This window comes from Chamaesiphon sp. (genome assembly GCF_041738855.1).
GTDB lineage: Bacteria > Cyanobacteriota > Cyanobacteriia > Cyanobacteriales > Chamaesiphonaceae > Chamaesiphon.
Genome location: NZ_JBGSPA010000035.1, coordinates 33,798 through 59,398, shown reverse-complemented (window position 1 = coordinate 59,398; position 25,601 = coordinate 33,798). Strand labels below are relative to the sequence as shown.

Below are 25,601 nucleotides of genomic sequence, written 5' to 3'. Positions count from 1 at the left end.
ATAAGTATTGCCTGATGACTGTCACTGCCAAACCAACTATCAATGCTTTGTATCAACCGACTTCTGCTGCTTGGCTCGAACAAGCTTTGGGGAATGTTGATACGATCTTACTGGATCATTCGCATTGCGAACGCAAAGCCGCTGGAACCGCTGTCAACATGATGTTCCGGTATCCATCGAGCCAGAAGCTAGTCCGCCAACTGACAGCAATTGCCCGCGAAGAGCTAGAACACTTCGAGCAAGTCAATCAAATCCTCGAACAGCGGGGGATTCCCCTGTCAGCATTGAATGCGCCACCTTATGGCAAGGGCTTGATGAGTCAAATTCGCACTCAAGAACCTCACCGGAGGCTAGATTCACTCCTAATTTGCGGGTTGATTGAAGCCCGTTCGCACGAGCGATTGGGACTGCTCGGTACCCATCTCCCCGATCCCAAATTAGCCGCATTCTATCGGAGTCTGATGGCATCAGAAGCACGTCATTTTGGTATCTATTGGTTACTTGCAGATACCTATTACGATCGCTCGATCGTCCAATCCCGTCTCGCCGAACTGGCGATCGTCGAAAGTGAGTTACTCTCGACACTTTATCCCGAGCCGAGAATTCATAGTTAAGCCGAGATATGTTTAAGCAATATCGAAATTATACGATTCGATCGTGGCAACCAGCCGATCGTCTAGCTGCTGCTCAAGTCATCGAAAACGCTTTAGCTGAATATGGATTGGGGTGGGAACCCGATGGTGCAGATCGCGATGTCTTGGCTGTAGAGGAGTATTATCTCGATCGCGGTGGTGAATTTTGGGTAATTGAGGCACAGGGGGAGATTATCGGCACAAGTGCCTATTACCCTTGCGCGATCGGATCGTCTACTCCAACTAGACGTAGCGAAAAGGCGGTAGAAATTAGGAAAATGTACTTGACATCAAAAACCAGAGGAAAAGGCTTGGGTAATTACTTATTAGGGGCATTGGAGCAGGCGATCGCTCAGCGTGGTTATTGCGAAATTCGGATCGAAACCGCTAGTATCTTGACAGCAGCCGTGAAACTCTATGAGTCGCATGGCTATCAACCGATTTCTGATGTCGAGACAGCCAGATGCGATCGAGCATACATCAAAACATTGGAACTATTTGCTGCTCGTGAGCCATTGCTGTAACCTTTGGTGGCAATCGTCGTCGATCTGCAAAATATCGATAACGTCCAGATCTGTAGCTATGAGTGGCAATTGACCATCTTTAAATAAAACGCAATCAATAACTAGCCGAGAAACCATTGTACTCCGGTAACTAGATAGTAAATACCTGCCAAAATTAGAGCTGCACTACCGAATTTGGTAATATTTTCTGAATGCTTCAACAATAACTTTGCTTGCTTGGCAAAACCAGTTAGCAAACTGGCGAGAAAAATAATAATGGTATAACCAAAGGCATAACTTGCCATTGTTAATACGGCGAGTAATTGCGAACCACTAGCACCAGCAGCAGCGAGAACGGCAAATAAGACTGGACTCGCACAAGGCGAACTAACTAAGGCAAAAGTCAAACCCACACCAAAGGGGCCAAAATTGGAGCCATCGACATTAATTTGAGGCAAGGGAATTCTAATCAAGCCTAATAAGCCAAAACCCATAATTAGAATAATCGCACCTACAGCCACGTTAATGTGACCGCGATACTCTACCATTACTGCACCAGCAAATGATGATACTAACCCGAATAAACCGAGAATGATGACATTTCCTAGTACGAACAATCCCGCCTTCACAAAAGCATCACTGCGCGAGGTAATATTGCGGGTACCAATATAGGTCAAATTAAGTGGTAATAGTGCGAGAATACAGGGAGAAACACTGGCAATTAACCCACCAACAAAAGCTAATGGCATTAATACTAGTGGATTAGCAGTATCTTGTTTAGAGAACCATTCCTGATAGCGGTTTTCTGCAAGTGAAATCAGGTATTCGAGTGCCTGAGAAATCGGACTAGTAATGAGTAAAGCTAATACCAAACCTAATATTGCTAGTCCACCTAACAACAACCATTTTTTTGGTAATTTTCGATAATTTTGATTGCGCCTGTTTGGGTGCGATTTAAGATCTTGTTCTGGTTCTAATTTCATGAAATTTTCCTAACACTGACAACCATGCTGAACTTAAAATAATCATTTTTAGGCTGAATAATCGAGCAGATGAGTAGGTGTAAATGGAATAATCGCGTTGGCGTAGCCTCTGCCTGAGCAGAAGCCTCTTCTCGGAACGAGAATCGAGTATCCATTTACTTCCACGAACAGATCTACTTTTTAGCGATCGCCAAGTCCAGTACGGTAGAATAAGCAGTTAGATCGGCATTATTACGTTCCTGCCCTAAGATATTTCCGGTCGCTGGATCGACGATCGTCAGCGAACCAGTTTGAGTTTTGTTAGCTGCAAAAAACTTGCTCAAACCCAATTGTTTAGCCGTGGCTTCAGCTTTAGCAAAGCTAGATTTGTCAGATACATCTAATGTCACGAAAGTGATTTTGTTGCCGTACTGCTGCTTGATTTTGGAAACAGTGGGTGCAATGTTTTTGCAAGCGGGGCACCAACTAGCATAGATATCCACAACGACTGGCTTGCCTTGTAATTGTTTTGCCAAGGGACCCCCAACAGAACTAGTGGCTTTTTTACCAGCACAAGGATTGGGTTTAGCAGCACAAGGATTTTTTTTGCCTGCACAACTAGCAACCGCATTGCTTGTGCCAAAGAAGATGCTAGGAGCAACAGCAGTAATACTCAGTAATGAGATTGCCGCAAATGTAGCAAGAAATTGAACTTTCATTAGATTCTCTGTTTAAAAATACTTGGGTGTAGATTCGGTGTGCCCAATCTTTTGGGCTTACCTATGATTAAAATCCACTAAGATGAGTCTCAGATGAGGAACATATGGAGATTGGATAAAATCACTGGATATCCCCGAAATTTAGAGTAGGGGCAATTCATGAATTGCCCCTACTCTAAATTTCGGAGCAACGCCGAAAAATTGTCATCTTCAGCAAAAATTCATCTTGCCATTAGCGAAGAATCACCTAGATCTCGAATCCTGCTCTTAAACTTGAGATCTAATACTAGGGAAGCAAGCATGTTAGCTCGAGACTGGTTGGCTACGGATGAAGGGCGGTGCGTTCCTTTTGAGATGGGCGCACAGGCGGATTGGATCGATCGACCATATCGACTCTATCGGTTCCTAACTGATATTGAGGATATCATCGATCGAGAAAGTGACGATCGAATTCGCCTTCAACTTATCTGTCCCTTAGTCCGACGGCTACTGAATAGTTGTGAGTGGTTGCAGCTAAACTTTTTACCACCAGATCCCGAAACTGGTTGGTCGGTGCAAATGCTCTATGATGAGCCAGATTTTCCGATTACGATTCAAACCGTGGTTTGGTCGCCAGGGACGGCTTCACCAGTCCACAATCACGCTACCTGGGGGATTGTGGCACTACTAGATGGACAAGAAAAAAACACCTTTTGGCAGCGATCGCCGACTTCCGAATTTCCCGATCTCATCGAAGCAACAGCCGATCGCCTTCTCACCCCTGGTGACATTCTGTGTTTGATGCCCGATGCAATTCATCAAATTGAAGCCATCGGCGACGAACCGACAATTAGCTTCAATCTCTATGGTGCAACTGATTACGATCGCCGCTTTGAATTCGATCCCCTTCGCGCTACTGCTGAGATTTTTTAATGCCCCACCACAAAACCATCTCAAACCTAATCCGTAACTTATTCAGACTGCGAGTTTCACCGACTTCGTTACAATTTCGGCTGACGTTAGAACTAGTGACTCTTTCTGCCTTCGGGGTAAGTGCTGTCGCATTTTGGGCAGGATGGCAGATGGAGCAAAATTTACTTACTTCCCATAAGCAACTACTAGAATATGTGGCGATGCGTTTTCCCGAACAGGTGGAAATGTACAGTGAAGGGAAAACTATTGAAGTTAGTTTGGAACGAACGATCGATAAACTCTCGACATCGGGGGTAGCAATCTGGGTGAAAGAGCCTAATGGCAAGATTTTGAGCAAATCTTCAGGGATGAATATGCCCTCGATCGATCTGGTTGAGACAATTAGTCAAACAGCAGCACCTGTCAAGCCCACAATCGTCCAATATGGCGATCGCTATCTGGTCTTATGTGGAAATCCCCTGACCGTGAATGGTATGCTGGTGGGCAAAGTATATCTCTCTCAAGATATTACGAGCGATCGACATCAATTAACCACTGGAATTAATAGACTCATTGCGATCGGGATACTGGCAATTTGCCTACTGACAATCTCCATCTCCCAGCGAATTCGCAAAACACTTCAACCTTTGGCACAGATGAGCCAAATTGCCAGCTATGTTTCTGCTGACGATCTGGGCGCGGCGAAACTCGAACTCCAGCAGGCTCCAGACGAAATTCTGGGACTGGCAACTGCTTTTAATGATATGACGGTCAGACTATCTGGGGCATGGGAGCAACAGCGGCAATTTGTGGGCAACGTTTCTCACGAACTCCGCACGCCGCTATCGGTAGTCTTAGGCTATCTGCAAAGTTTATTGCGGCGCGGGGATAATTTGAGTCCCCATCAGCAAAATGCCATCTCCACCGCAATCGCCGAAACAGATCGGACGATCCGAATGCTTCAAGATTTACTCGATCTCGCCCGCGCCGATAGCGGCAATCTTCATTTTCGCCATAGCCCAGTCGTTCTAAATACATTGGTTGCTGAAGTCATCGAAATGAGCCAGAAAGTCAGCAAGCATCCCATTGAGATGATGGCAACTACAGCAGATATTGTCGCACTCGCCGACCAAGATCGGCTGATGCAAGTTTTGATTAATCTCGTGGATAACGCGATTAAATACTCGAATAGTCCGATCGAGATCGCGATCGAACAAACCGGAGATCTAGCAATTATTCACGTCCGAGATCGAGGAATTGGGATCGCTCTAGAACATCAAAATCGGATTTTCGAGCGATTTTATCGAGCGCAGGATTCATCGACACGCTCCAGAGATGGTACGGGACTGGGGTTAGCGATCGCTAAAAGTTTAATCGAAGGAATGAATGGCAAAATTATACTGCGATCGAAGCCAGGTGAGGGCAGTATTTTTACAATCGCGTTACCAATCTGGAAATCATTGCCATGAACGATCGGATTCTGTTCGAGCCAGAATTGTAAGTATTTATACGCAAAGCTTTATCTAGTATCCAGCCAATCTTCATCTCATCCTCATTTTTCTGGCATTTAATTTGATTGTTGCTTAAATTCTTCTGGATTCGGTTGATTTTTAGCAGTCATAACCAAATTATTCCCATACGATCGCCATGCAAACTCAACTCACCATTGAAATCGAAAATCTGGCACCGACTAAAGGTACCTTGCTCACTCCTGTTTGGTTTGGATTTCATAACGGTATGTTCGATACATACGATCGCGGTCGCCCTGCTTCTCTGGGAGTAGAGCGAATTGCTGAAGATGGTACCGTTAGCGTTATTGGTGCTGAGTTCCTCCAGTCAGGATTTGGAACTGTTGCAGGAGCCGTTACTGGGCCATCAGTAGGTGCGCCTGGTCCGATCGATCCAGGTGAAACAGGTTCATTTACGGTAACTTTGGATGCCAGTAATCCCAACAGCCGCTACTTTAACTTTGCTTCGATGATCCTGCCTAGCAATGACTTTTTTATTGCTAATGGTAACGAGCGCGCCCATGAGATCTTTGATGCTAAAGGCAACTTCATCGGTGCTGATTTCACTGTATTCGGCAGCCAAGTTTTAGATGCTGGTACCGAAGTCAATGATGAAATCCCCGCCAATACTGCCTTCTTTGGGCAGTCAGTCCCAAATACAGGTACTGTCGAAAACGGTGTGGTTCGCGCGGCGACTGGATTTATTCCAGGCGGTCCAATTTTGAGCGATCCTCGATTTGTCAATGGTGATTTTACTGCACCTGACTACAAAATCGCTCGGTTCCGCATCTTTAACACCATCTCTGGTACCGATGGCAACGACAATCTGACTGGAACTAAACAAGACGATCTGATTAATGGGGGTGCTGGGGACGATAACTTACGCGGTGGACTCGGCAACGATAAGCTAGTCGGCGGACTTGGGAACGATCGTCTCCACGGCGGCGATGGTAATGATTATTTGTATGGCAACGAAGGTAACGATACCTTGGTTGGCGGCAACGGCGACGATACTCTGTTTGGTGGCAATGGATTCAATCGGTTAACAGGTGGTGCTGGCAGCGATGTGTTCAGCCTATCTACAGGCACAGGCTTTGACACCATTACTGATTTCAATCTTGGCAGCGGCGACCTCATCGGTTTGTCAAATGGTTTGAACTTCAGCGATCTGACGATCTCTGGAGTTGGTCGTAACACGGTGATTAGTTTTGGTAATGATGAACTGGCGATTTTGAGAAATGTCAGTGCTGCTAGCATTACGGGAGCTGCTTTTGCCTAAAATAACAGTTTGACATATCTCAATGCTAATATAATGGAAAAAGGGGAAGAAACGAAATAGTCATACTACTAGATTCTTGCCCTTTTTATTGGCTTACTAGTTGGGAAATCATCGATATGCACGATCGCATTCTTTTAGTTGAAGATGACCCCAAACTAGCAGGGTTGATCGAAGAAGAATTAATATTAGAAGGCTATCAGGTTATTGTCGCCCAAAATGGTCTAGATGGGCTGACGATGGCACGAAATATTCAACCCGATCTGTTGATTTTGGATTGGATGCTGCCTGGAATCTCTGGATTAGATCTCTGTCTACGATTGCGATCGACTGGTATTCAGATACCGATTATTATGCTCACTGCTAAAGATGAAATTCCCGATCGAGTCGCTGGATTAAATGCTGGTGCAGATGATTATGTCACCAAACCCTTTAGCATTGAAGAATTGCTTGCCAGAGTGAAAGCTAGATTGCGAAGACTACAGCCCGAAGATCCAGATACTTTTGAATTTGAAGATCTGGTTTTAAATCGACTCACTCGTGAAGTTTATCGGAACAGCCAAATAATTGAATTAACTGCCAAAGAGTTCGATTTGTTAGAATACTTGCTCCGACATCCTCGCCAAGTTATTACCCGCGACCAAATTCTGGAAAAAGTTTGGGGATACGATTTTATGGGTGAGTCGAACATTATCGAAGTCTACATTCGTGCTTTACGGCTCAAATTAGAGGTAAGCAATCCTAAACGCCTGCTACATACAGTACGTGGGGTGGGATATGTACTCAGAGACTATGCTTGATTTCGATCGAATAAAGAAAAAGAGTTACTGGGAGAACTTGGAGTTCCCAGCAACTCTTCTGCTATTGACTGCTACTAACTTTTAGCACAACCGCAGGTGGTAGCTGGAGCATTACTTGTCGTAGAACTTTTGTTAGCGCAGCAAGACTCACTTGTTGCGGTGATTCCACACATGCACACAGAACAGTTACATGAAGTACAAGTACAGCCGATCGATTGAGTAGTCATATATTTTAGCTCGATTACGAGCGATGATTTGAGCAATTAATATCATCATATAATCTCCCTCTGACTGGAGAGTCAAGTACTTAAGCCTGCAAATTTGGACAAATAATATTGGCTTGTGGGATCGGGCTTTCATCCCAATTTTGTAGGGTCTCACAAAGTTGCTGCCTTAGAGCCATCATATCTTGAATTTGTAGATCGATCGTCTTGACATGCTGCTTGAGCTTGACCTGCAAATCAGCACAGGGTAGCTCACCTCGATCGAATACCGTCAAGCACTCTTTGATTTCTTGCAAACTCAAACCTAATAACTGCAAACGTTTGATAAACAATAAGCGAGAAATATTTTCTGGTGAGAACAATCGAAAGTTACCTTCATTGCGATCGGGTATTGGCAACAAACCAATTTCTTCATAGTAACGAATTGTCTTAATTGGTACGTGACTCTTTGCCGATAATTGACCAATTTTCATAAAAATAAAATTAGTTTAATTGTGAGATCTACTGCTGTAGATGAGCAGATTGAAATTTTACCCGCTCAAAAGCCTGATGATTTTAAACCAGGACAAATGCCATAATTGATAGTAATACCTTTTAGCTCAACGCCACCTCCTTTCTTCACTCGAGCTGACGTTATTTAGTCAATACCAAAATACCCATCATCCCCCCAGCGATCGGATAATGAGTTGCCCGACTAAATCCCGCTGCCAATCCCAACTTTACCTGTTCCGCACCCATTGGAAACCGATCGAGACTAGGATTCAAATAAGCATACTCAGCCATCATCCCCAATTGAGTCGCTTTGGGAACGACAATCGCATCCAAATACCATTGCTGAAACTGCCGCATCAGATTATTGTCGGGACGATGAAAATCGAGAATTGCGACTTTGGTACCAGGCTTTAAAACTCGATACAGCTCTTGCAGACACCGAGGAATATCTGTGACATTTCGCAAGCCATAACCCATCGTCGCGGCATCGAAATAACTGTCTGCAAATGGTAAATCTAGCGCATCAGCTTCTACCCATTCAATCCGATCGAGTGATGGATAAATACTCGCAACTCTGGCTGCGGCAGTTTCGAGTTGGGCTGGTGCAAAATCAGCCCCGATAACAGTTCCGACACTACCCACTTGTCTTGCCAATAGTTGCGTCAGATCGCCACTACCACAACACAAGTCCAGACAAACATCTCCTGCTTTTGCACCACTCCAAGTTACTGTCATTTGTTTCCAAACCCAGTGCATCCCTAAACTCAGATCGTTATTCAAGCGATCGTATACTGGGGCAATGCGATTGAAAATTGCCTGGATATCTGTGGATGTATAAGTTGATTTAGTCGTCATCTATCTGTCGATTATTATCTCAAGTTTAGGCACCAACTTCAGAAGTCGTAACTTCTTTAGCTAATTTCTCGGCATCTAGTCTCCGCTTACGGGCATAGAGTTGAATTGTCGCCGCCATCAATACAACTAATCCGACAATTACATACCCAGTAAGATCGGTAGGTAGACTATTTTTAAAGATTGCTAATAAAACGATCGCGACTAGAAATAATGTCGGTAATTCATTTAGTGCGCGCAACTGTTGACTGCTCCATTTACACTCATCCACTGCGAGCTTTTTCATCAAACTCCGACAATAAAAGTGATAGCCGATCAGTAGCACTACCAAACCAATCTTGATATGCAGCCAGCGTTCGTGAATAATCTCTGGCTCTGTCGAAATAATCCCGATCGCCATCGCGATCGTCACCAACATTCCAGGGGTGGTAATAATACTATAGAGCCGCTGCTCCATAATTTGATACTGCTCTTTGAGGATGCTTTTCGCAGGTTCGGGTTTATCGTTTGCCTCGACATGATAAATAAATAACCGTACTAAATAAAATAAACCTGCAAACCAAACTGTAAACCCAACAATGTGAAAAGATTTAAACCACTGATATGCCATGAAAGGAGAGGGTAGAGGATAGAGGGTAGAGGGTAGCGATTCGCGCTCATCGGGTTCCCCGACGGTTTGAATGCCAACTGTCAACTGTTTACCCTGTATCCAGGTTAGGCAAAAAGGATAGCGGTTGCTACCGCGATCGAGTTAAGCTTAATATTATGCAATATCTACAGCATTGCTATCCCCAGTGATCGACATGTCTAGTTCCATCGTTGAAATCTTATCTGCTGACGAAATTCGCCGGACGATCGTGCGACTGGCTTCGGAGATTGACGAACGCTGCCGAGATTTGTCGCAAGTAGTATTAGTCGGCATTCAGAAAAAAGGTGTTCCCCTCACGATGATGTTGGCGCACCAAATCGAAGTCTTAGAAGGGGTGAAAGTCCCCACCGCTACTCTAGATATTACTTTCTATCGCGACGATCTCGATCTGATTGCCGTGCGTACCCCAGGCAAAACAGATATTCCGATGGACTTGAATGGTAGAACAGTAATTTTGGTAGATGATGTGATCTTTCAAGGACGAACTATTCGCGCCGCTTTGAATGCTGTCAATGAATACGGTAGACCCAAGCATATCTTACTAGCTGTGCTGATCGATCGCGGTCATCGACAGGTACCGATTCACCCAGATTTTGTTGGTAAGCGACTACCGACGGCGCGGGAGGAACAAATCAAGGTCTATTTCCAAGATCCTGATGGTCGAGATGCGGTAGAGTTAATCCGCGCAACCACCTAGTTAGAGATAGACTAGCTCCCTAACATCGTTATCAAACCTTGCTGTCCGACCAAAACTTCCCGAATCAAACTGACAATTCCTACCCACACAATCGGCGTGATATCGACCCCACCAATTGGGGGAATCAGTTTGCGGGCAGGTACTAAAAACGGCTCTGTCGGGGCGATCGCGAGATTGAATGGAAATTTTTTGCTCTCGATCTGTGGATACCAAGTCAAGACGATCCTCAAGACAAATAAGAATGTCATCACTACCAATGTGAGGCTGATGGCGATATTAATTAGGTGAATGTTATCGGCAGTCATAAGTTGAGAGTGGGGAGTTGGAGGTTGGGAGTGCTTACCACTGATGGAGCTGTTTTCGCGATCGGATGGATATTGGTGCCGTCCGCTCGATCGTCGCGTGAGGCACCATCTCTTAATCTAATCTAAATCTAGGCAAAAACTCGATGTTCGAGCGAGGGCATCTGGGCGCGCGCCCGCGCTAGCCGAGTGGGACTGATTTCGGCGATCGCGATTCCAGGTAGCTCGCCAGCATCAGCGAGGATGACGCCCCAAGGATCGACAATCATCGCATGACCGTGGGTCTGACGCATGGCATAGTGAGTGCCTGTTTGAGCTGGAGCGATCGCGTAGCAGGTATTTTCGATCGCGCGGGCTTGCAACAATACTTGCCAGTGATCTTTGCCAGTATAGGCGGTAAAAGCCGCAGGGACAAACAACACATCTGCACCTAGCTTAGAAAGATGGCGATACAACTCGGGAAACCGGACATCGTAGCACACAGATAAACCAATCCCGCCCAATTGGGGTGAGTGATAGACATCGGGCAATTTTACCCCTGCCATGACGGTACTAGATTCGCGATAAGTATTGCCGTCGGGGAGGTTGACATCAAACAAATGTGTCTTCTCATATCTACTCAGCTCTTCACCGTTAGGGCCGACTAATATTGCAGTATTATAAGCTTTCCCTTCGGTGCCGACTGGGACGGGAAAGCCACCGCCGACGAGGCTGACTTGGTACTTTTGAGCGGTTGTCTTGAGAAATTTCTCGGTTTGAGTAGCGATCGCCTCAGCTCGATCGACTTTATCCTCTTCTGTACCCAAAAAGGCGAAATTCTCAGGCAGACCAATTAATTCAGCACCACGACGAACGGCTAATTCGATTAATTCTTCTGCCTGAGCCAGATTTTTGGCGAGATCCGGTAGACTCGTCATTTGAACAGCAGCAGCGAGGTAAGATTTCATGTGTGCGGAAAGTAGTAAAATGAATAGACGGCAAAGCGATCGACTAGCCACCATTGACTAGTCGTTGGTGCCTAGATGACTTTAGCAAACTTGAGTCCAAAGAACAGACCCATCGCAATGGCAAACATCACACCGATAAAACCGAGATAAGCGATCGCACCAGACATATATTTATCCTCGACTATAACTATTTAACTACTATTAAAACATTGAGTGGAGCCTAGAGTACAGCAGCCGATGACCGACTGGAGACTACGCCAATGAAGTTACAGATCCGATCTTTGCCTGCGACATCTACAATCTTAATTAGGCTGTGGTCATCAGCATCAATACCCTGCTATACGATCGCTCCTAGTCCCCCCGTCTACCTCAGTGACTCACCCCCTCCAAAGTTATGAAATCGACGATCGCTGTTGCTTTAAATGACAGAACTTATGAAATCTCGATCGCGCCTGGAAATCTTGACAGGTTGGGGATACAATGCCAACGCCTGGGGTTGGGGAAAAAGATCGTGCTGGTATCCAATCCCACCGTATTTGAACACTATGGAGAGCGGACGATCGCCACGCTAGCGCAAGCTGGCTTTGAAGTATCATACTGCGAACTGCCAGATGGAGAGCAATACAAAACCCGTGATTCGGTCGCGCAGATCCAAGATTTCGCGCTGGACAATGGGCTAGATCGCGCCTCAACCTTTGTTGCTCTCGGTGGTGGGGTGATTGGAGATATGACAGGTTTTGCGGCGGCTACCTGCCTGCGGGGGGTCAATGTCATTCAAGTGCCAACGACGCTACTCGCGATGGTGGATTCGGCGATCGGTGGTAAAACTGGTGTCAACACTCCCAAGGGCAAGAATCTGATTGGTGCATTTCATCAACCACTGTTGGTGTGGACCGATCCGGATGTATTGGCAACATTGCCAGCCCGCGAATTTCGAGCGGGAATGGCAGAAGTCATCAAATATGCAGTGATCGGCGATCCCGCGCTGTTTCAACTACTCGCAGCCGCAGATGGACTCCAGCAGCACAATATCAGTCCCGAACTCCTCACCACTATTTTAACGCGATCGGCGGCTGCCAAGGCAGATGTGGTCAGTCAAGACGAACATGAATTGACTGGACTGCGGGCGACGCTCAACTATGGTCACACGATCGGTCATGCGATCGAAAGTGTAACCAAATATGTCGTCGTCAATCATGGTGAAGCTGTCGCGATGGGGATGGTTGCCGCCGCCCAATTGGCTGTGAAGCTACAAATCTCAGCACACTGGACAGAGCTAGAGGCACAACGCCAAGCTGATGTGATTCGCAAGGCAGATTTGGCGACTGAGCTGCCAGCAGGAATCGATCTCCAGCAGATCGTCAATACCCTTAAATCTGATAAAAAAGTTAAAGCAGGTAAAGGGGTATTTATTCTCCCGACTCAAATTGGTGCGACTGCCACGATCGCGTATGAAGTGTTACATCCCACCGATGAGCTAGTTTCAGATCGGTCGATCGAGCAAGTTTTAACCGCTATGTTGCCGATTGCAAGCACGTAGATTCCAGCTACTCTAGTTGAGACTAGGATCGTCTGTCACTGTTGGATCTCCATCACGCATCGCTACCAGCAACCATCTACCGCCGCCGCTCTTGAACTATCTCACTCGATTTACCAATCTTTCTGCACAGGTGCCCGAACACCTGCGCTCTGTCTGGCGGTGGTTGCCAGGTCCCATCGCCGCAGCCATCGCGATTGGATTGGTACAGCTAGGTGCCATAGTACCGATTGAGGATTTCGCTTACAATCGTTTGACAGAGCTGCGTGGGGAACGCGCGTGGGACGATCGGATCGTTGTCGTCGAGATCGACGATGAAAGTATTGCCAAATTTCGAGACCTACCGCGCAATCGATTGTATTATGCCAAACTGATCGAGACTTTAACTAAGCTTAATGCGAGTACGATCGCCTTCGAGCAGATTTTTAGCGATGTCACGCCTGATGATGATGAATTCATCACCGCCATCAATCGCCACAAAGCGGTAGTGCTAGCCCAAGGTTGGGATTCCAATCTCCGCCCACTCTTACCCACGCGGCGATTGAAAGCTGCCGTGCAAGCAGTCGGACATATTGATAAAATCAAAAGTCGCGATGGTGTGACGCGCCAGATCCAATCCTACAAAAATCGGGTGTACTCACTTTCCTGGATGGCAGTTGAAGGGCACAATCTCACCAACAATCCCGAAATTAAGCGTCCGCCAAATGATGGCAATTTCTGGATCAATTGGCCGGGGAAAGTCGCCAATGCCAACCACTATTCATTGAGCGCAATTCTTGCCCCCCAGAACGAGCGCGACAAACAACTGCTCGAAAGAGCATTTAATAACAAAATTGTCTTGGTGGGGGTGACAGGTACCAATGCCCAACGGATCGATACTCCATTCGATCGAGTCGAAGGTGCTGCGAGTATCTATCTCCATGCAGCAGTCGTAGACAATCTCCTCCAAAGTGCTCAACTCCAGATCGTGCCTAGTGAGTGGGCGATCCTGGTGCTGTTGTTAGTCAGTCCGCTATTGAGCTACCAGCTCAGTCGGCTGACTCACGGTCAACGATTGCTGGCATTGTTAGGATTGAGTAGTAGCTGGATTGCGATCGTCATCGTCGCCTTGGCAAATAATTATTGGCTACCAGTTGCCGCGCCGATTGCCCTGTGCTTATGCACTACTGTGGGAGTGGCTTATTGCGAACGGCAATATACAGATTTTTTGGTCATGCGGGAAATAGACAGGCTCTGGCAAACCCATCAAATCAATTTAGTCGCTCATACACCTCGATTTGGCGACCAGCAACTGCCACCGATTCCAGTTGACAAAGTGGCAAAACTCGCGATCATTGCCGCCGAATTGGGACGCGCTCAGTCCGCTCAGACGGCGATCGCCCACAGCCTCTCAATGGGGTTACTCGCTACCGAATTGGATGGGACAGTCTGGTTTTGCAATTCGGTTGCTTCACAGCTACTGAGTATGAATATTGGCGATAATATCGAGCAGTGTTTGATTCCCAACTGGCTCAGTGCGCGGGAATGGGAGGAGCGGATCGGCGATCTATATACCTATCAAAGTTCACCTGCCAAAGAAGTCAAGTATAAAGACAAGTTCTTTACGCTCAGATTGGAAGCACTATTCAATTGGCAAGAGATCCAACGCGATATCGTCGATGGTAAGAAAATTGAAGAGATTGCCGTAGTTTCAGGATTTTTGCTAGTGATTGAAGATATCACCGCATCCAAGCAACTTCAATCACTATCGATCGATCTCGAACGCCATCGTCGCCAAGAACTAACCAAAGAAAATATCGCGTTAGAAAAAGCCCGTCAACTGGCAGAATCAGCCGGAAAAATGAAGAGTGCTTTTCTGGCAAATATGAGCCACGAGATTCGGACGCCGATGAATGGGATTATTAGTTTTACCGAGCTATTATTAGATACCAAATTAAACGACGAACAGCGCAGCTTCGTCGAAATCATTCGCGGTAGCTCTGATAATCTATTAAATATTATCAATGAAATCCTGGATTTCTCTAAAATTGAAGCTGGGGAAATGCAGCTCGAAGAAATTGACTTCAATCTGACCGATGCCGTCGAACAAACGATCGAAGTCTTGGCAAATAATGCCTACTCCAAAGGGATCGAATTGAGTTGTCGGATCGAACCGACAATTGTCAATAATTTACAGGGCGATCCGACGCGATTGAGCCAAATATTGATCAACCTGATCGGGAACGCGATCAAATTTACCGATCGCGGTGGCGTATCGATCGACATTAGCGCGATCGGTGAATTCGATCGGCAGATCACCCTTTATTTCCAAGTCCAGGATACCGGAATTGGGATCGATACCGAGAGTCAAGACAAGATTTTTCAATCCTTTTCCCAAGCTGATTCGTCCACGACGCGCCAATATGGTGGTACGGGATTGGGGTTAGCAATCTCCAAACGCTTGATCGAAATGATGGGTGGTGAAATTGGCGTTATCAGTGCGCCAGGTGCGGGTTCGATCTTTTGGTTCACCCTGACTTGCCGTCGTGCCAACCTCACATCAGCACTTAGCGATCGGTTACTACTCAGCCGTCAACTAGCTCAAACCCTTCACGGACAACACATCCTCATCGCTAGCAATTGGGATCACAGTCGTCATGCGATCGCCTCTGTCGCCGAACACTACGGTGCGACGGTGACGACGACTACCACTAGTACCGCAGCGATGAACCTCCTGCTGGCAGCCGCAGTAGTGAGTAGACCATTTGAGATCCTGATTACGGATCTCTCATTCCCCGATAGCCCCAATACCACGCTCCCAGAGCAGATCCGTCACTATCCCGAACTCAGCAAACTACGGATAATTGCGACGATCGCTTTTAATGAATACGATCGCGCGTCCCTGCTCCAACAGCAATCAGCGATCGCTGAATACGCCTTCAAACCAGCCAAACCGCTCAACCTCCTCCAGCGATGTATCGAGTCAACTCGACTCATCGCCGCACCTGAAGAAAAGTCATTTGAGTCCATCACCGATCCGCAACCGCCGCAACAACCCATCAGCCAGCCAGCTATTTCGCCACTACGACTCTTGGTAGCTGAAGACAATAAAGTTAACCAAAAAGTCGCCCTCAATCAACTCAAAAATCTCGGCTATACGGCAGATCTAGCCTGCGACGGGGAAGAAGTACTTACCAAAATTGCCAGCCAAGACTATGACGCGATCTTGATGGATTGTCATATGCCTCGGCTCGACGGCTATGCTGCGACTAGAGAAATCCGCAGCCGCGAAGGTACAGCTCGGCATACGATCGTTATCGCGTTGACTGCCAGTGCCATGAAGGAGGATCGCGAGTTGGCAATGTTAGCGGGGATGGATGATTTTTTGTCCAAGCCCGTTCGCAAAGATGAATTAGCGGCAAAAATCGCGCACTGGATGCCGCAGTTACCGAGCCAACCTCCCAGCGACGCCGCCCAGCACCAACCAGTCGATCGAGCGAGCCAATCCCCGCCGAGCGAAGAGATCGCAGTCCATGACAATACCCCTAGCGCGATCCACCTCCATCATCCCTGATGGATCGATGCGAGCGGTGCTAAAAAAATTCCCGCAATTTTCTCTCCAAAGCGGCTTCGACACCGCCACAATCTCGTGCTATAATCAGAATAGATCTGGACCCGCGCGGTCGTAACGCCCAAACCTTGTCAGGACTGGAAGGTAGCAGCAACATGGGATGCTTGCAACAGGCGTGGAATCCGGATCGCCCAAATATTTTTAGCAGTCGGGTTGGTTCCATCTCTACATATCGGCAACCCGTACCGCTCCGCCCTAGTCGCAGATTCGATCGCTTATCTATAGTAAAAATAGACAAGATCGAAAACATTTATTATTACCTGAGAAGTTGATTATGGCTGGTCTAGGCGATATCGTTCAAAAAGCATTTTATCTTGGGGTCGGGCTGGCTACTGTGGCTGGAGAACAGGCTGGCGAGAAGATCTCATCGATCGGCGTCCAAGCCCAAAAGCTGACCGACGAAATGGTTGCCAAAGGTGAAATCACTACCGAAGAAGCCCGCAAATTGGTGGATGAGATGATTAGATCCGCCCAACAACAGAACTTAAACCAAGCTCCATCCAATAACTCCACACGCCCTCAAAAAAACACCGAGCCACGGCGGATCGAGATCGTTGCCGATGGCGAATCCCCATCGCCAAGCCGATCGACAGATAATAGTGTCAGTGATATGCGAAAGCAGGTAGCAGATCTGCAAGAAGAACTCAAACGCATGAAAAACTCCTAGGACGTGTCATCAATTGAGCCAGATGACAGCGGCAGCCAGATAAATTGCGGCTCAAAAATTTACAGCATGTTTATCATAATGGGTGGCATGAATTTAGTACTCAAGCCCCCTTTACTCCTCCCAATTACTGCGTCATTTGCCTAATTGATGACATGCCCTAGAGATCTAATTGGATCCTAGAAATTAGATCTCGATCGATTATCGCCACTGAACGATGGCTTCGATCGCCCAGCGGGGGCAACCACGATGAGTACTGACAGTTTTTTCGCTAATAGTATTACCTTGTGCATCAGCGATCGTCTCAGTTCTGACAATCGTCTCACCATGCTCTAGATAGTCTTCGAGCACATTCATGACACCAGCTCTGAGCTGTGCCAAGAGCGGATCTACAGTATTACCAGTCAATATGCTACTGCGATCTTCATCATACAGCAAAGCTGAATTCTGAGGCTGGTAAGCTGATTCGGACATAGTGAGATGGGGGGTAAAATGAAGATCGCCGCCAGGTAAATTTTCGATTGCCAACTTAGAAATAATCTTATCCAAAATATCGCTGTCAGTACCATTGACTCCATGTTGGTGTGCGGTTAGATCGGCATTGCCCACAATTGGCACATCGCCTAATTTCGCAATCCAAGCGATCCGATCTCGCAGCGAGAGTGAAATCAACCCCAGCCGAGTCTGGAGATCGAGCCTGTCGTCAGTACAGATCATTTGCTGCACCCGATACCATTTCGATCGCGCAAGGATCGAGATATCTAATTGTAATCCTACGCTCGACTGTTGGCGATCGTCCTGCCATGTTTGCCATAACTGTGCTGCTGGCTCATAGCGGAGAGTATAGCCTGCGGGGATGTCATACTTTTGATAACGCATGAAGCCACGTTCTGTACTAGCAGTATCGATCGGAATAAACTTACATTCAGAAATAACATTCTGAATCATTTCTGCATATTGACTATCTTTTTTGATCAGAATGTAGTGCAGTTTTTCAGCGACTTTGTGGATCGCAATCAATTCGTAATTTGGCGTTGACAATTGCAGTGAATTGTGAGCGTAATTAATTCTGAGATTTTGATTGATCGCCAAGCGTTTTTTACCTTGTGCAAATCGCCAAATCATCATCGAGTCGTTTAGCCCTTCCAGCGTATTTTCTGGCTCTTCAATTATTTGTGCCTCTGCTGCGGCAAGCTGTAAGTCAGGATCTTGTGTTGATTCATCAAAGTTTGGATCTTCACAGTCAGTAGTTATTATCATTTATTTTAGTCACCCATTCAATTGTTTTTTGAGTTAAAAAGTCGTAACTCTAGCGTAAAATATTTGACAAATACTAGTACGTTAGGATCGAACGAATCCGCGCTAGAGCGACCCTCGATCGACACAATTGCTGCTGGATTAATACTGTGATTGACGGCTAATAATCGGTATCACCATTGGTCAGAACAACTTGTCAACGCATATTTAACGGATCTTGCCTGTAGATCGACCAAGCTAGACCAGCAGTAGCACTCAGATTTCTACTACACTTATTCTTCTAGAATACCCAAGATTATAGCGATCGAACTATCTACTGGCAATCGTTGCAGCCGCTAAAGCGAACGGATCGCCAGCAACTACGATCTGCTCCAACTGAAGATCGACCATCCGAACGGTATAAGTCCTCATTTAAACGCTAAAAACGCCGAGCTGCACGATTTGGATCGCAAAAATGTATCCGAATTAATATGTATTGCCGAAATTAGGTCATAAACTATAAACTGTCATCCGCAATCGCCAGAATTAACGCCTCAAGATGCAGGTACTCAGAGCCATTCGGTCAAAAAAATATAGTGTGAGGAAAAGTAGCTCAAAAATGACAAGCTTATTATCAAAAAATCTCTTATCACCGATCTTATTGGGTGCGATCGTCTGGATGGCTGGTGCTTACGCTGCCGTAGCGAATCCTATCGCCAGCACAGCACCATCGACCACAAATCTAGAATCATCCTCTCAAGCTACTAGTACCCTCTCGGCGGTCAGTAGCGAAGCAACCACCGAGCAGATTGAAGAAGCCACTCAAGCCAGTGAAATCAAGCCGAGTGATTGGGCTTATCAAACGCTCCAAGCCTTGAGTGCTAAATATAGTTGCGGCAACACGCCAACTGGTAATAAAGTCTTATCCCGCGAAGAATTTGCCACTAGTCTCAATGGCTGCATCCAATCGATGGAGCAACTAGTCGCCAGAAGAAAGCCCCGCCGCGCGATCAAAAAGAGACGCCCTGCACCAGCACCTCAAATAATCGCCCCACCAGCAGCCCCAGAAGTGGTCTCGCCGCCACCAGAACCAGCTCCAATAATGGCTCCGCCCGAACCTCAAATCGAGCAAGAAGAAGTAGTTTCCCAACAAGATCTCGACAGGCTCAGAGGACTGGTGCAGTCTTTTAATGCTGAGCTGCAAGGTGTAGATAGCCGCGTCCAAGCCTTGGATGCCAGTGTTACCAAGCTCAGAGCGCAAGCTTTCTCCACTACTACCAAGTTAAATGGAGAAGTCATCATCGGGCTGAGTGGCTACAACACTGGTCGGAGTGCTGGTATCGGTACCAATGGTACGACGGCTAATATCTTGAGCGATCGCGTTCGTCTCAATTTTGATACTAGTTTTACAGGTAAAGATCGCCTCAGAACTCGGTTGCAGTCACGTAATACTCCTCCCTTCAATGCTGGAGTTACAGGCACCAACATGACTCAGTTGGGCTATGATGGTGACAGCCAAAACAATACAAGTGTTTCGTTACTACAATATGCTTTCCCACTCAGTCCTGAAACTAGAGTTATTGTAGAGACGATCGGTAGTGAATTTAACGAGAACCTATATACGTTCAATCCAGCTTTAACTAGTTCTGGTAGCGGATCTATTTCTCGGTTTGGTCGTTACAACCCCGTCTACCGCCTCAGCGGCGATGGTGCATCTCTGACTCTCAATCACAAGTTTAGCAACGAGCTAGAGCTAGGGCTTGGTTACGCAGTCCCCACTAGTAATGCAGTGGCAAACACGGCAGCAAATGGTGGCTTATTTAGTGGTTCCAATGCCATCATCAGTCAGTTAACTGTTCGCCCTACCAAAGGTCTTGACTTGGGTCTAATTTACGCTCGTGCTTACAGTGCGGGTGGTGCTATCAACGGCGGGACTGGTAGTAGTGCTGCAAATACCCCGTTTGGTGCAATCCCAACTACAGCTAATTACTACTCATTTTTGGCTAGCTATAAACTAAGTCCTGGCTTTATATTGTCTGGCTGGGCGGGTTTCACCGAAGCTAATCGTGAAACGGTTGCTGGTGGTAATGCAAGTACTAGCAACTACGCCATCTCACTAGCTTTCCCAGACTTTGGTAGCAAGGGTAATAGCTTGGCATTTATCGTCGGCATACCACCGAAACTCAATACTCGGACTGGTACTGGTCTGGCGGCAGCAAATGCTCCAGCGGCAAGTGCTACTGCTGTTGCTCCTGGTAACCCTGATACTTCATTTCATATTGAAGCTTTGTACCGAGTTAAGTTGAGTGATAACCTCGCGATTACGCCTGGACTATTGCTCATCACCAATCCCGAGCACGACCGCACTAAACCTACTGAGTATGTTGGTACCATTCGGAGCACCTTCACTTTTTAAGTAATTAGGCATGTCAAAGATGGTCGATCTTTAAAATCGGCAAGTAGGGGGAAAGCTAAATAAGCTTTCCCCCTACTTTTGCGCTCCAACAACTGTTGACATTAGTTTTGAGCGGATTCACATACCACTTCTGGCGATCGCAAATTGTAAACCAGTATGCAGAATTGAAGAAGTTAACCAACTAGGATATGGCTGGCTAAGCCAGTACAGTCTAAAAAAATCTAGTGTGAGGAAAAGCATCAACAACATGATAAAGCTGCGATCGACAAATTTTTTATCACCACTACTAATTGGTGTATTGGTGTGGGTTGCTAGTGGATTGGCGGCTGTTGCTAGCGAATCTCGTCCGGCATCGCTTAGAGTTGATAGCGTGGCTAGCACCAGTAGTGACTTGAATGCCGAGGCAATCGAAACAGCGACTCAAGCAGCAGAAATTAGACCTGGGGACTGGGCTTACACCACACTTCAAGCTCTAAGTAGTAAGTACAATTGTGGCAATGTCCCCACAGGTAACCAGATCCTCTCTCGTGAAGAATTTGCCACCAGTCTTAATGGCTGTATCCAATCGATCGAGCAACTAGTCGCCCGAAAAAGACCGCGCCGCGCTATTAAAAGAAAACGCTTTGTACCAGCCCCTCAGATGGTCGTGCCAGCGGCTCCAGAAGTAGTCTCGCCCCCGCCCGAACCCGCTCCAATTGCACCACCCGACCCAGTAATTGAAGTCGATGTGGTTTCGCAACAAGATCTCGACAGGCTCAAAGGACTGATTCAATCCTTTAGCAGCGAGTTACAAGCTGTAGATGGTCGCATTCGCGATCTCGATGGCAAGGTTGCTAAACTTAGAGAGCAAAGCTTCTCGACTACCACCAAGCTAGTTGGTGAAGCAATTTTTGCAGTCACTGGTTTAGCTGGTGGGCCAAGTACAGCAACCCGCAGTACGATTTTCACCGATCGCGTCCGCCTCAATTTCCGCAGTAGTTTTACTGGCAAAGATCTCCTCTTGGTTCGGCTCCAAGCGCGTAACAGTGTCTCCTTTGCGGGCGCGGCTTCCGGTACCAACATGGCACGGTTGGGATTTGAAGGGAATGATAATAACAACGCTACCCTCCAAAGATTGCAGTACCAACTGCCTTTGGCTCCTAGCACCAAATTATTTGTGGAAACAGTAGGTAGTGAGTTTAACGATAACTACTTCACCTTTAACCCCGAACATCAAGCTGCTGGTACTGGTGCGGTGACACGGTTTGGACGATTCAACCCCGTCTATCGTCTCAGTGGTGAGGGCGCAGGTATTGGCGTAGATCACAAGTTTAGCCCTGGTTTAGGGTTGGTATTGAGCTATGCTGTACCCAGTGGTGTCAACGATCCAGCGGCTGGTAGCGGATTATTTAATGGTTCTAACGTGCTATTTTCCCAGCTCACTTTAAAACCGTCTGATGATGTGAGCTTGGGCTTAATCTATGCTCGTGCTTACAATGCTACTGGTACGCTTGTGTCGGGGAACAATGGTAGTACTATTGCCAACAATCCCTTCAGTGGCGCACCGACTACAGCCAACCACTATTCTGTACTTGGGAGCGTCAATCTTTCCAAGAATCTGGTTTTATCTGCTTGGGGTGGTTTGACTCAAGCCAACCGTGAAACTGTCGCTGGCGGTAGTGCTGATATCTGGAACTATGCGGCTACTCTTGCTGTGAAGGATTTTGCTTCCAAGGGCAGTACCTTGGGATTTGTAGTCGGGATGCAGCCCCGATTGGCTAGCAATGGTGCGCTGGCTGCTCGTGTCGATCGGGATACTAGCCTGCACATTGAAACTTTTTATAAGTACAAGGTGAGCGATAATCTGTTTATCACGCCTGGATTGCTACTGCTGACAAATCCCGAGCACAACTCCGCCAACCCGACGGAGTATCTCGGGACAATTCGGACGACTTTTGTGTTCTAGTTAATTAGTACAAAATATATGTAAGGGTTTACCAGTATGGGAAACCCCTACATACAGACTCAAAATAGTAGTAATCGATCGCGCTTTAATGTTTACGGAAAATAGTTGATAATTAATAATTGAGCATTGACAATTAATAATTAATCACAAATGAATCGAAGGGATATATTGCTGGGGACATCCAGCATTGTGACAGCAGCAGTCGTGGCTAATTCTCAACTGAGTATAGCCAAACAACCAGCGGCTAAAACTACCACTTCCACCAGTAAGTCGCCGACTAGTGTTGGTAAAACTATCCAAATTGCCAAGGATTTACCAGGTTATTATGTGACTCCAGCCGGAACGGGTAAATTTCCCGCAGTAATCGTGCTCATGGAAGCTTACGGCTTGAACCAATGGTGTAAAAGCATCTGCGATCGATTGGCACAGTCAGGCTTTGCCGCGATCGCTCCAGACTTCTATCGTGGCATCACTTATGAGTATACAGACAATGCTGGTGCGATCGCGAAACTCAAATCGCTCACTGATGATGGCATCATGGCTGATGTCGGCAAAAGTCTCGATTTCCTCACCGAAAAATCCGAAATCAATACCAATGTAATTGGTATAATTGGGTTCTGTATGGGGGGCAGATATGCTTTCCTCGCCAATGCTATCTATCCCACCAAAATCAAAGCGACAGTTGCCTTTTATGGTGGCGGTATCGATGCCGCTCCAGCAAATTCACTGGGGCGAAAATCTCTGCTCGATCGAGTTTCCGCCATGCAATCACCAATCATGCTGATGTATGGTAGCGAAGACCAAATGATTGGCGCAGACGAACATGGCAGAATCGGTACGGCTCTATCCAAGGCGAAAAAACGCTACATTCTCAATCTTTTTCCCAAGGCTGGACATGCGTTTATGAATGATGCCCGCCGGGATAGTTATGCACCTGAAGCCGCCGCCGAAGCCTGGATGATGACGACGGGATTCTTGAGCCAAAATCTCAAGCCCAAGAAGTTGAAGTCATAGAGTTGCCATCATCTCTCTCCATATCTTGTTGCGCTAAAACCTCGGCAAAGCCGAGGTTTTAGCGCATCGCTGCTCTTTTGGAGACAAGAGGGCGATAGAAAATCCTAGCTCAAAAAGCTCCTAAAAGTACCGCTACTGTAAATACAGAAAACACACCTAGCGCACCTAAAATGATACCAAAGTATGGAGCGCGATTGGTTTTGTCGATATACTCGTTAACTTTTTTATCTTTTGGTTCTGGATGCCAAATCATCGGTTTCATATCGGTTACCTCGCTTTTGCTATTTATCTCTACACCACAATATAGCAACCATTACCATTGTTAGAAATACACCAAAAGACAGATCTTAATCTAGTTTTAATTTACCCTTGCCAATGATATTTTAGGTATGGTTAGCGGGTAATGTTTTCATCAATGTTGCCATTTCGATCGCATTGAGTGCATAACCCCAGCCGTGATTGCCTTTGATCCCCGCCCGCTCTAAAGCTTGAGTCATCGTATCGACAGTCAGTACCCCAAAGATCACTGGCGTACCGCTCCCAAATCCTACCGCCGCTACACCTTTGGCGACTTCCGAGGACACATAGTCAAAGTGGGGCGTATCGCCACGAATCACTGCACCCAAACAAATAATCGCATCATAACGACCGGATTCAGCCAGCCTTTTTGCCACCAGTGGCACCTCAAAGCAACCTGGCACCCAAGCATAATCGACTTGGCTGCCATTGGGGTCGATATCAATTCCGTGGCGTTTGAGACAATCCTGACAGCTTTCTAGCAGTTTATTGGTAACCAGATCGTTAAATCGACCCACAACGATCGCAAATCGTAACGAACTATCACAGACGAGAGTACCCTCAAAAACTGCCATTTATATTAACTACATGTAAAACTCAATACAACTATTATAAGGCTGTTCTCACAGGTTGAGATCGGCTGCAATTAAGACAATGTAATCATCTGAGCGCAACCGATCGCCAATATTGACAATTTAGACTACCAGGAAATTGAGGACACCAACCACCAATACCAAAATCGTCCACGCTCCCGAACCCACAAACAGGAGTTGTTTCGAGCGATCCCAGTTTTGTGGTGCTGCGTAGGCAACAGGCACACCGACGATCATCACGAAAGATAGCAGCACTAGGGCAAATAGTGCCAGATTGAAAATTACGATCATTATTTATACGCTCCCAAAGCAGCAATTTTTTAACTCAGCTATTAAAAATTTAGCATCTCTGTGTTGGTTGGTGGTGATTTAGCAGTGGGGATCTTTACGTGCTGTTGAGTTAGGGTAGATTAGATCTGGTCGGCTGTCTCATTGAGCTTGGCTAAGTTGACTAAATGTTCGATCTTGCGAAGATGGGGATCGCCAGCGAGATAACCAATCCCGCGATGCAAATGCAGTCGAAATTGCTGGGAGTAGACTTCTGGTGAAAGTTCCAATCGATCGAGAGCGCAGCGTTGTCTGAGTGCGAGAATCAAAATATCTGAAAAATCACCACCAAATACCCGCCAAGTCATTTCGAGATTGCTGTCGGCGGGAATGGGGATGACAGAAGGAGGTGCAGTTTCAGCCAGGGAGCGACAAAAAGCCCACCGACAGAGGACATTCCACTGCTCGATTTTAGTCGATCGCTTGAGTTTTACCAGTTGGTCTTTGGCTGTTTGTGAGAGTTTGATGCTATTTACGGGTGGTTCTATCATGCTAAATTACTAGAGAT

26 protein-coding genes and 1 other RNA gene are annotated in these 25,601 nt (G+C 46.6%); 14 read left to right on the top strand and 13 right to left on the bottom strand.

The window, feature by feature from the left end:
- The first annotated feature begins 14 nt into the window (after nt 1-14).
- The gene (locus ACEW9I_RS04585) at nt 15-614 is read left to right on the top strand and encodes a tRNA-(ms[2]io[6]A)-hydroxylase (protein ID WP_373539185.1); all 600 of its coding nucleotides are present in this window, start codon (nt 15-17) and stop codon (nt 612-614) included.
- A gap of 8 nt (nt 615-622) precedes the next feature.
- Nucleotides 623-1,156, top strand: a complete 534-nt coding sequence (locus ACEW9I_RS04580; RefSeq protein WP_373539184.1) for a GNAT family N-acetyltransferase — start codon at nt 623-625, stop codon at nt 1,154-1,156.
- A 101-nt stretch (nt 1,157-1,257) separates the two neighbouring features.
- On the opposite strand, the gene ACEW9I_RS04575 is transcribed toward ACEW9I_RS04580, so the two are convergent.
- Complete coding sequence (locus ACEW9I_RS04575) at nt 1,258-2,118, bottom strand: cytochrome c biogenesis protein CcdA (protein ID WP_373539183.1); 861 nt, start codon at nt 2,116-2,118, stop codon at nt 1,258-1,260.
- Between the two features lie 173 nt (nt 2,119-2,291).
- Entirely contained in the window at nt 2,292-2,816 is a 525-nt protein-coding gene (locus ACEW9I_RS04570; RefSeq protein WP_373539182.1) for a TlpA family protein disulfide reductase, read from the bottom strand.
- A 300-nt stretch (nt 2,817-3,116) separates the two neighbouring features.
- On the opposite strand from ACEW9I_RS04570, the gene ACEW9I_RS04565 reads away from it, so the two are divergent.
- From ACEW9I_RS04565 to ACEW9I_RS04550, 4 genes are all read left to right on the top strand, one after another.
- Nucleotides 3,117-3,728 (top strand): cupin, encoded by a 612-nt coding sequence (locus ACEW9I_RS04565; protein WP_373539181.1) that lies wholly within the window; start codon nt 3,117-3,119, stop codon nt 3,726-3,728.
- Complete coding sequence (locus tag ACEW9I_RS04560) at nt 3,728-5,176, top strand: sensor histidine kinase (protein WP_373539180.1); 1,449 nt, start codon at nt 3,728-3,730, stop codon at nt 5,174-5,176. Before ACEW9I_RS04565 ends, ACEW9I_RS04560 begins: the two co-directional genes overlap by 1 nt.
- 178 nt (nt 5,177-5,354) lie before the next feature.
- Nucleotides 5,355-6,494 (top strand): spondin domain-containing protein, encoded by a 1,140-nt coding sequence (locus ACEW9I_RS04555; RefSeq protein WP_373539179.1) that lies wholly within the window; start codon nt 5,355-5,357, stop codon nt 6,492-6,494.
- A 116-nt stretch (nt 6,495-6,610) separates the two neighbouring features.
- The gene (locus tag ACEW9I_RS04550) at nt 6,611-7,291 is read left to right on the top strand and encodes a response regulator transcription factor (protein ID WP_373539178.1); all 681 of its coding nucleotides are present in this window, start codon (nt 6,611-6,613) and stop codon (nt 7,289-7,291) included.
- 307 nt (nt 7,292-7,598) lie between these two features.
- Here ACEW9I_RS04550 and ACEW9I_RS04545 read toward each other — a convergent pair whose 3' ends face one another.
- The 3 genes from ACEW9I_RS04545 to hemJ all read right to left on the bottom strand — a co-directional run bounded on the left by ACEW9I_RS04545 (nt 7,599) and on the right by hemJ (nt 9,469).
- Nucleotides 7,599-7,988, bottom strand: coding sequence for a heavy metal-responsive transcriptional regulator (locus tag ACEW9I_RS04545; RefSeq protein ID WP_373539177.1), 390 nt, complete (start codon nt 7,986-7,988; stop codon nt 7,599-7,601).
- A gap of 160 nt (nt 7,989-8,148) precedes the next feature.
- Nucleotides 8,149-8,862: a bifunctional demethylmenaquinone methyltransferase/2-methoxy-6-polyprenyl-1,4-benzoquinol methylase UbiE gene (gene ubiE / locus ACEW9I_RS04540; RefSeq protein WP_373539176.1), complete on the bottom strand. Its 714-nt coding sequence runs from the start codon at nt 8,860-8,862 to the stop codon at nt 8,149-8,151.
- A 25-nt stretch (nt 8,863-8,887) separates the two neighbouring features.
- A complete protein-coding gene (gene hemJ / locus ACEW9I_RS04535) occupies nt 8,888-9,469 on the bottom strand; it encodes a protoporphyrinogen oxidase HemJ (protein WP_373539196.1) in 582 nt (193 codons plus the stop codon).
- Nucleotides 9,470-9,662: 193 nt separating this feature from the next.
- Here hemJ and pyrR point away from each other — a divergent pair, with 193 nt between their 5' ends.
- Nucleotides 9,663-10,205: a bifunctional pyr operon transcriptional regulator/uracil phosphoribosyltransferase PyrR gene (pyrR, locus tag ACEW9I_RS04530; RefSeq protein WP_373539175.1), complete on the top strand. Its 543-nt coding sequence runs from the start codon at nt 9,663-9,665 to the stop codon at nt 10,203-10,205.
- Nucleotides 10,206-10,216: 11 nt separating this feature from the next.
- On the opposite strand, the gene ACEW9I_RS04525 is transcribed toward pyrR, so the two are convergent.
- The 3 genes from ACEW9I_RS04525 to ACEW9I_RS04515 form a co-directional block, all read right to left on the bottom strand.
- Nucleotides 10,217-10,510 carry a YggT family protein gene (locus ACEW9I_RS04525; RefSeq protein ID WP_373539174.1) on the bottom strand — a complete coding sequence of 98 codons (294 nt, stop codon included), beginning with the start codon at nt 10,508-10,510 and terminating at the stop codon, nt 10,217-10,219.
- Nucleotides 10,511-10,638: 128 nt separating this feature from the next.
- Nucleotides 10,639-11,454: a carbon-nitrogen hydrolase family protein gene (locus tag ACEW9I_RS04520; protein WP_373539173.1), complete on the bottom strand. Its 816-nt coding sequence runs from the start codon at nt 11,452-11,454 to the stop codon at nt 10,639-10,641.
- Nucleotides 11,455-11,525: 71 nt separating this feature from the next.
- Complete coding sequence (locus tag ACEW9I_RS04515) at nt 11,526-11,621, bottom strand: cytochrome b6-f complex subunit PetL (protein WP_373539172.1); 96 nt, start codon at nt 11,619-11,621, stop codon at nt 11,526-11,528.
- Between the two features lie 227 nt (nt 11,622-11,848).
- On the opposite strand from ACEW9I_RS04515, the gene aroB reads away from it, so the two are divergent.
- From aroB to ACEW9I_RS04495, 4 genes are all read left to right on the top strand, one after another.
- Entirely contained in the window at nt 11,849-12,994 is a 1,146-nt protein-coding gene (gene aroB, locus ACEW9I_RS04510) for a 3-dehydroquinate synthase (protein ID WP_373539171.1), read from the top strand.
- 16 nt (nt 12,995-13,010) lie between these two features.
- On the top strand, nt 13,011-16,544 hold the full coding sequence (locus ACEW9I_RS04505; RefSeq protein ID WP_373539170.1) for a CHASE2 domain-containing protein: 3,534 nt from the start codon (nt 13,011-13,013) through the stop codon (nt 16,542-16,544).
- 92 nt (nt 16,545-16,636) lie between these two features.
- Nucleotides 16,637-16,733, top strand: an RNA gene (ffs, locus tag ACEW9I_RS04500) — signal recognition particle sRNA small type.
- A 142-nt stretch (nt 16,734-16,875) separates the two neighbouring features.
- Nucleotides 16,876-17,268 (top strand): phasin family protein, encoded by a 393-nt coding sequence (locus tag ACEW9I_RS04495; RefSeq protein ID WP_373539169.1) that lies wholly within the window; start codon nt 16,876-16,878, stop codon nt 17,266-17,268.
- Nucleotides 17,269-17,466: 198 nt separating this feature from the next.
- On the opposite strand, the gene ACEW9I_RS04490 is transcribed toward ACEW9I_RS04495, so the two are convergent.
- Nucleotides 17,467-18,525 carry a hypothetical protein gene (locus tag ACEW9I_RS04490; protein WP_373539168.1) on the bottom strand — a complete coding sequence of 353 codons (1,059 nt, stop codon included), beginning with the start codon at nt 18,523-18,525 and terminating at the stop codon, nt 17,467-17,469.
- Nucleotides 18,526-19,120: 595 nt separating this feature from the next.
- On the opposite strand from ACEW9I_RS04490, the gene ACEW9I_RS04485 reads away from it, so the two are divergent.
- The 3 genes from ACEW9I_RS04485 (at nt 19,121) to ACEW9I_RS04475 (ending at nt 23,876) form a co-directional block, all read left to right on the top strand.
- Entirely contained in the window at nt 19,121-20,917 is a 1,797-nt protein-coding gene (locus ACEW9I_RS04485; protein WP_373539167.1) for an iron uptake porin, read from the top strand.
- A 226-nt stretch (nt 20,918-21,143) separates the two neighbouring features.
- Nucleotides 21,144-22,862 (top strand): iron uptake porin, encoded by a 1,719-nt coding sequence (locus ACEW9I_RS04480; protein WP_373539166.1) that lies wholly within the window; start codon nt 21,144-21,146, stop codon nt 22,860-22,862.
- Between the two features lie 189 nt (nt 22,863-23,051).
- Nucleotides 23,052-23,876, top strand: coding sequence for a dienelactone hydrolase family protein (locus tag ACEW9I_RS04475; protein WP_373539165.1), 825 nt, complete (start codon nt 23,052-23,054; stop codon nt 23,874-23,876).
- Between the two features lie 109 nt (nt 23,877-23,985).
- Here ACEW9I_RS04475 and ACEW9I_RS04470 read toward each other — a convergent pair whose 3' ends face one another.
- From ACEW9I_RS04470 to dndE, 4 genes are all read right to left on the bottom strand, one after another.
- Nucleotides 23,986-24,138: a hypothetical protein gene (locus ACEW9I_RS04470; RefSeq protein WP_373539164.1), complete on the bottom strand. Its 153-nt coding sequence runs from the start codon at nt 24,136-24,138 to the stop codon at nt 23,986-23,988.
- A 121-nt stretch (nt 24,139-24,259) separates the two neighbouring features.
- The gene (ribH, locus tag ACEW9I_RS04465; RefSeq protein ID WP_373539163.1) at nt 24,260-24,748 is read right to left on the bottom strand and encodes a 6,7-dimethyl-8-ribityllumazine synthase; all 489 of its coding nucleotides are present in this window, start codon (nt 24,746-24,748) and stop codon (nt 24,260-24,262) included.
- Between the two features lie 120 nt (nt 24,749-24,868).
- Nucleotides 24,869-25,057, bottom strand: coding sequence for a photosystem II reaction center protein PsbZ (gene psbZ / locus ACEW9I_RS04460; RefSeq protein WP_373539162.1), 189 nt, complete (start codon nt 25,055-25,057; stop codon nt 24,869-24,871).
- 119 nt (nt 25,058-25,176) lie between these two features.
- Entirely contained in the window at nt 25,177-25,584 is a 408-nt protein-coding gene (gene dndE / locus ACEW9I_RS04455) for a DNA sulfur modification protein DndE (protein WP_373539161.1), read from the bottom strand.
- Nucleotides 25,585-25,601 lie beyond the last annotated feature (17 nt).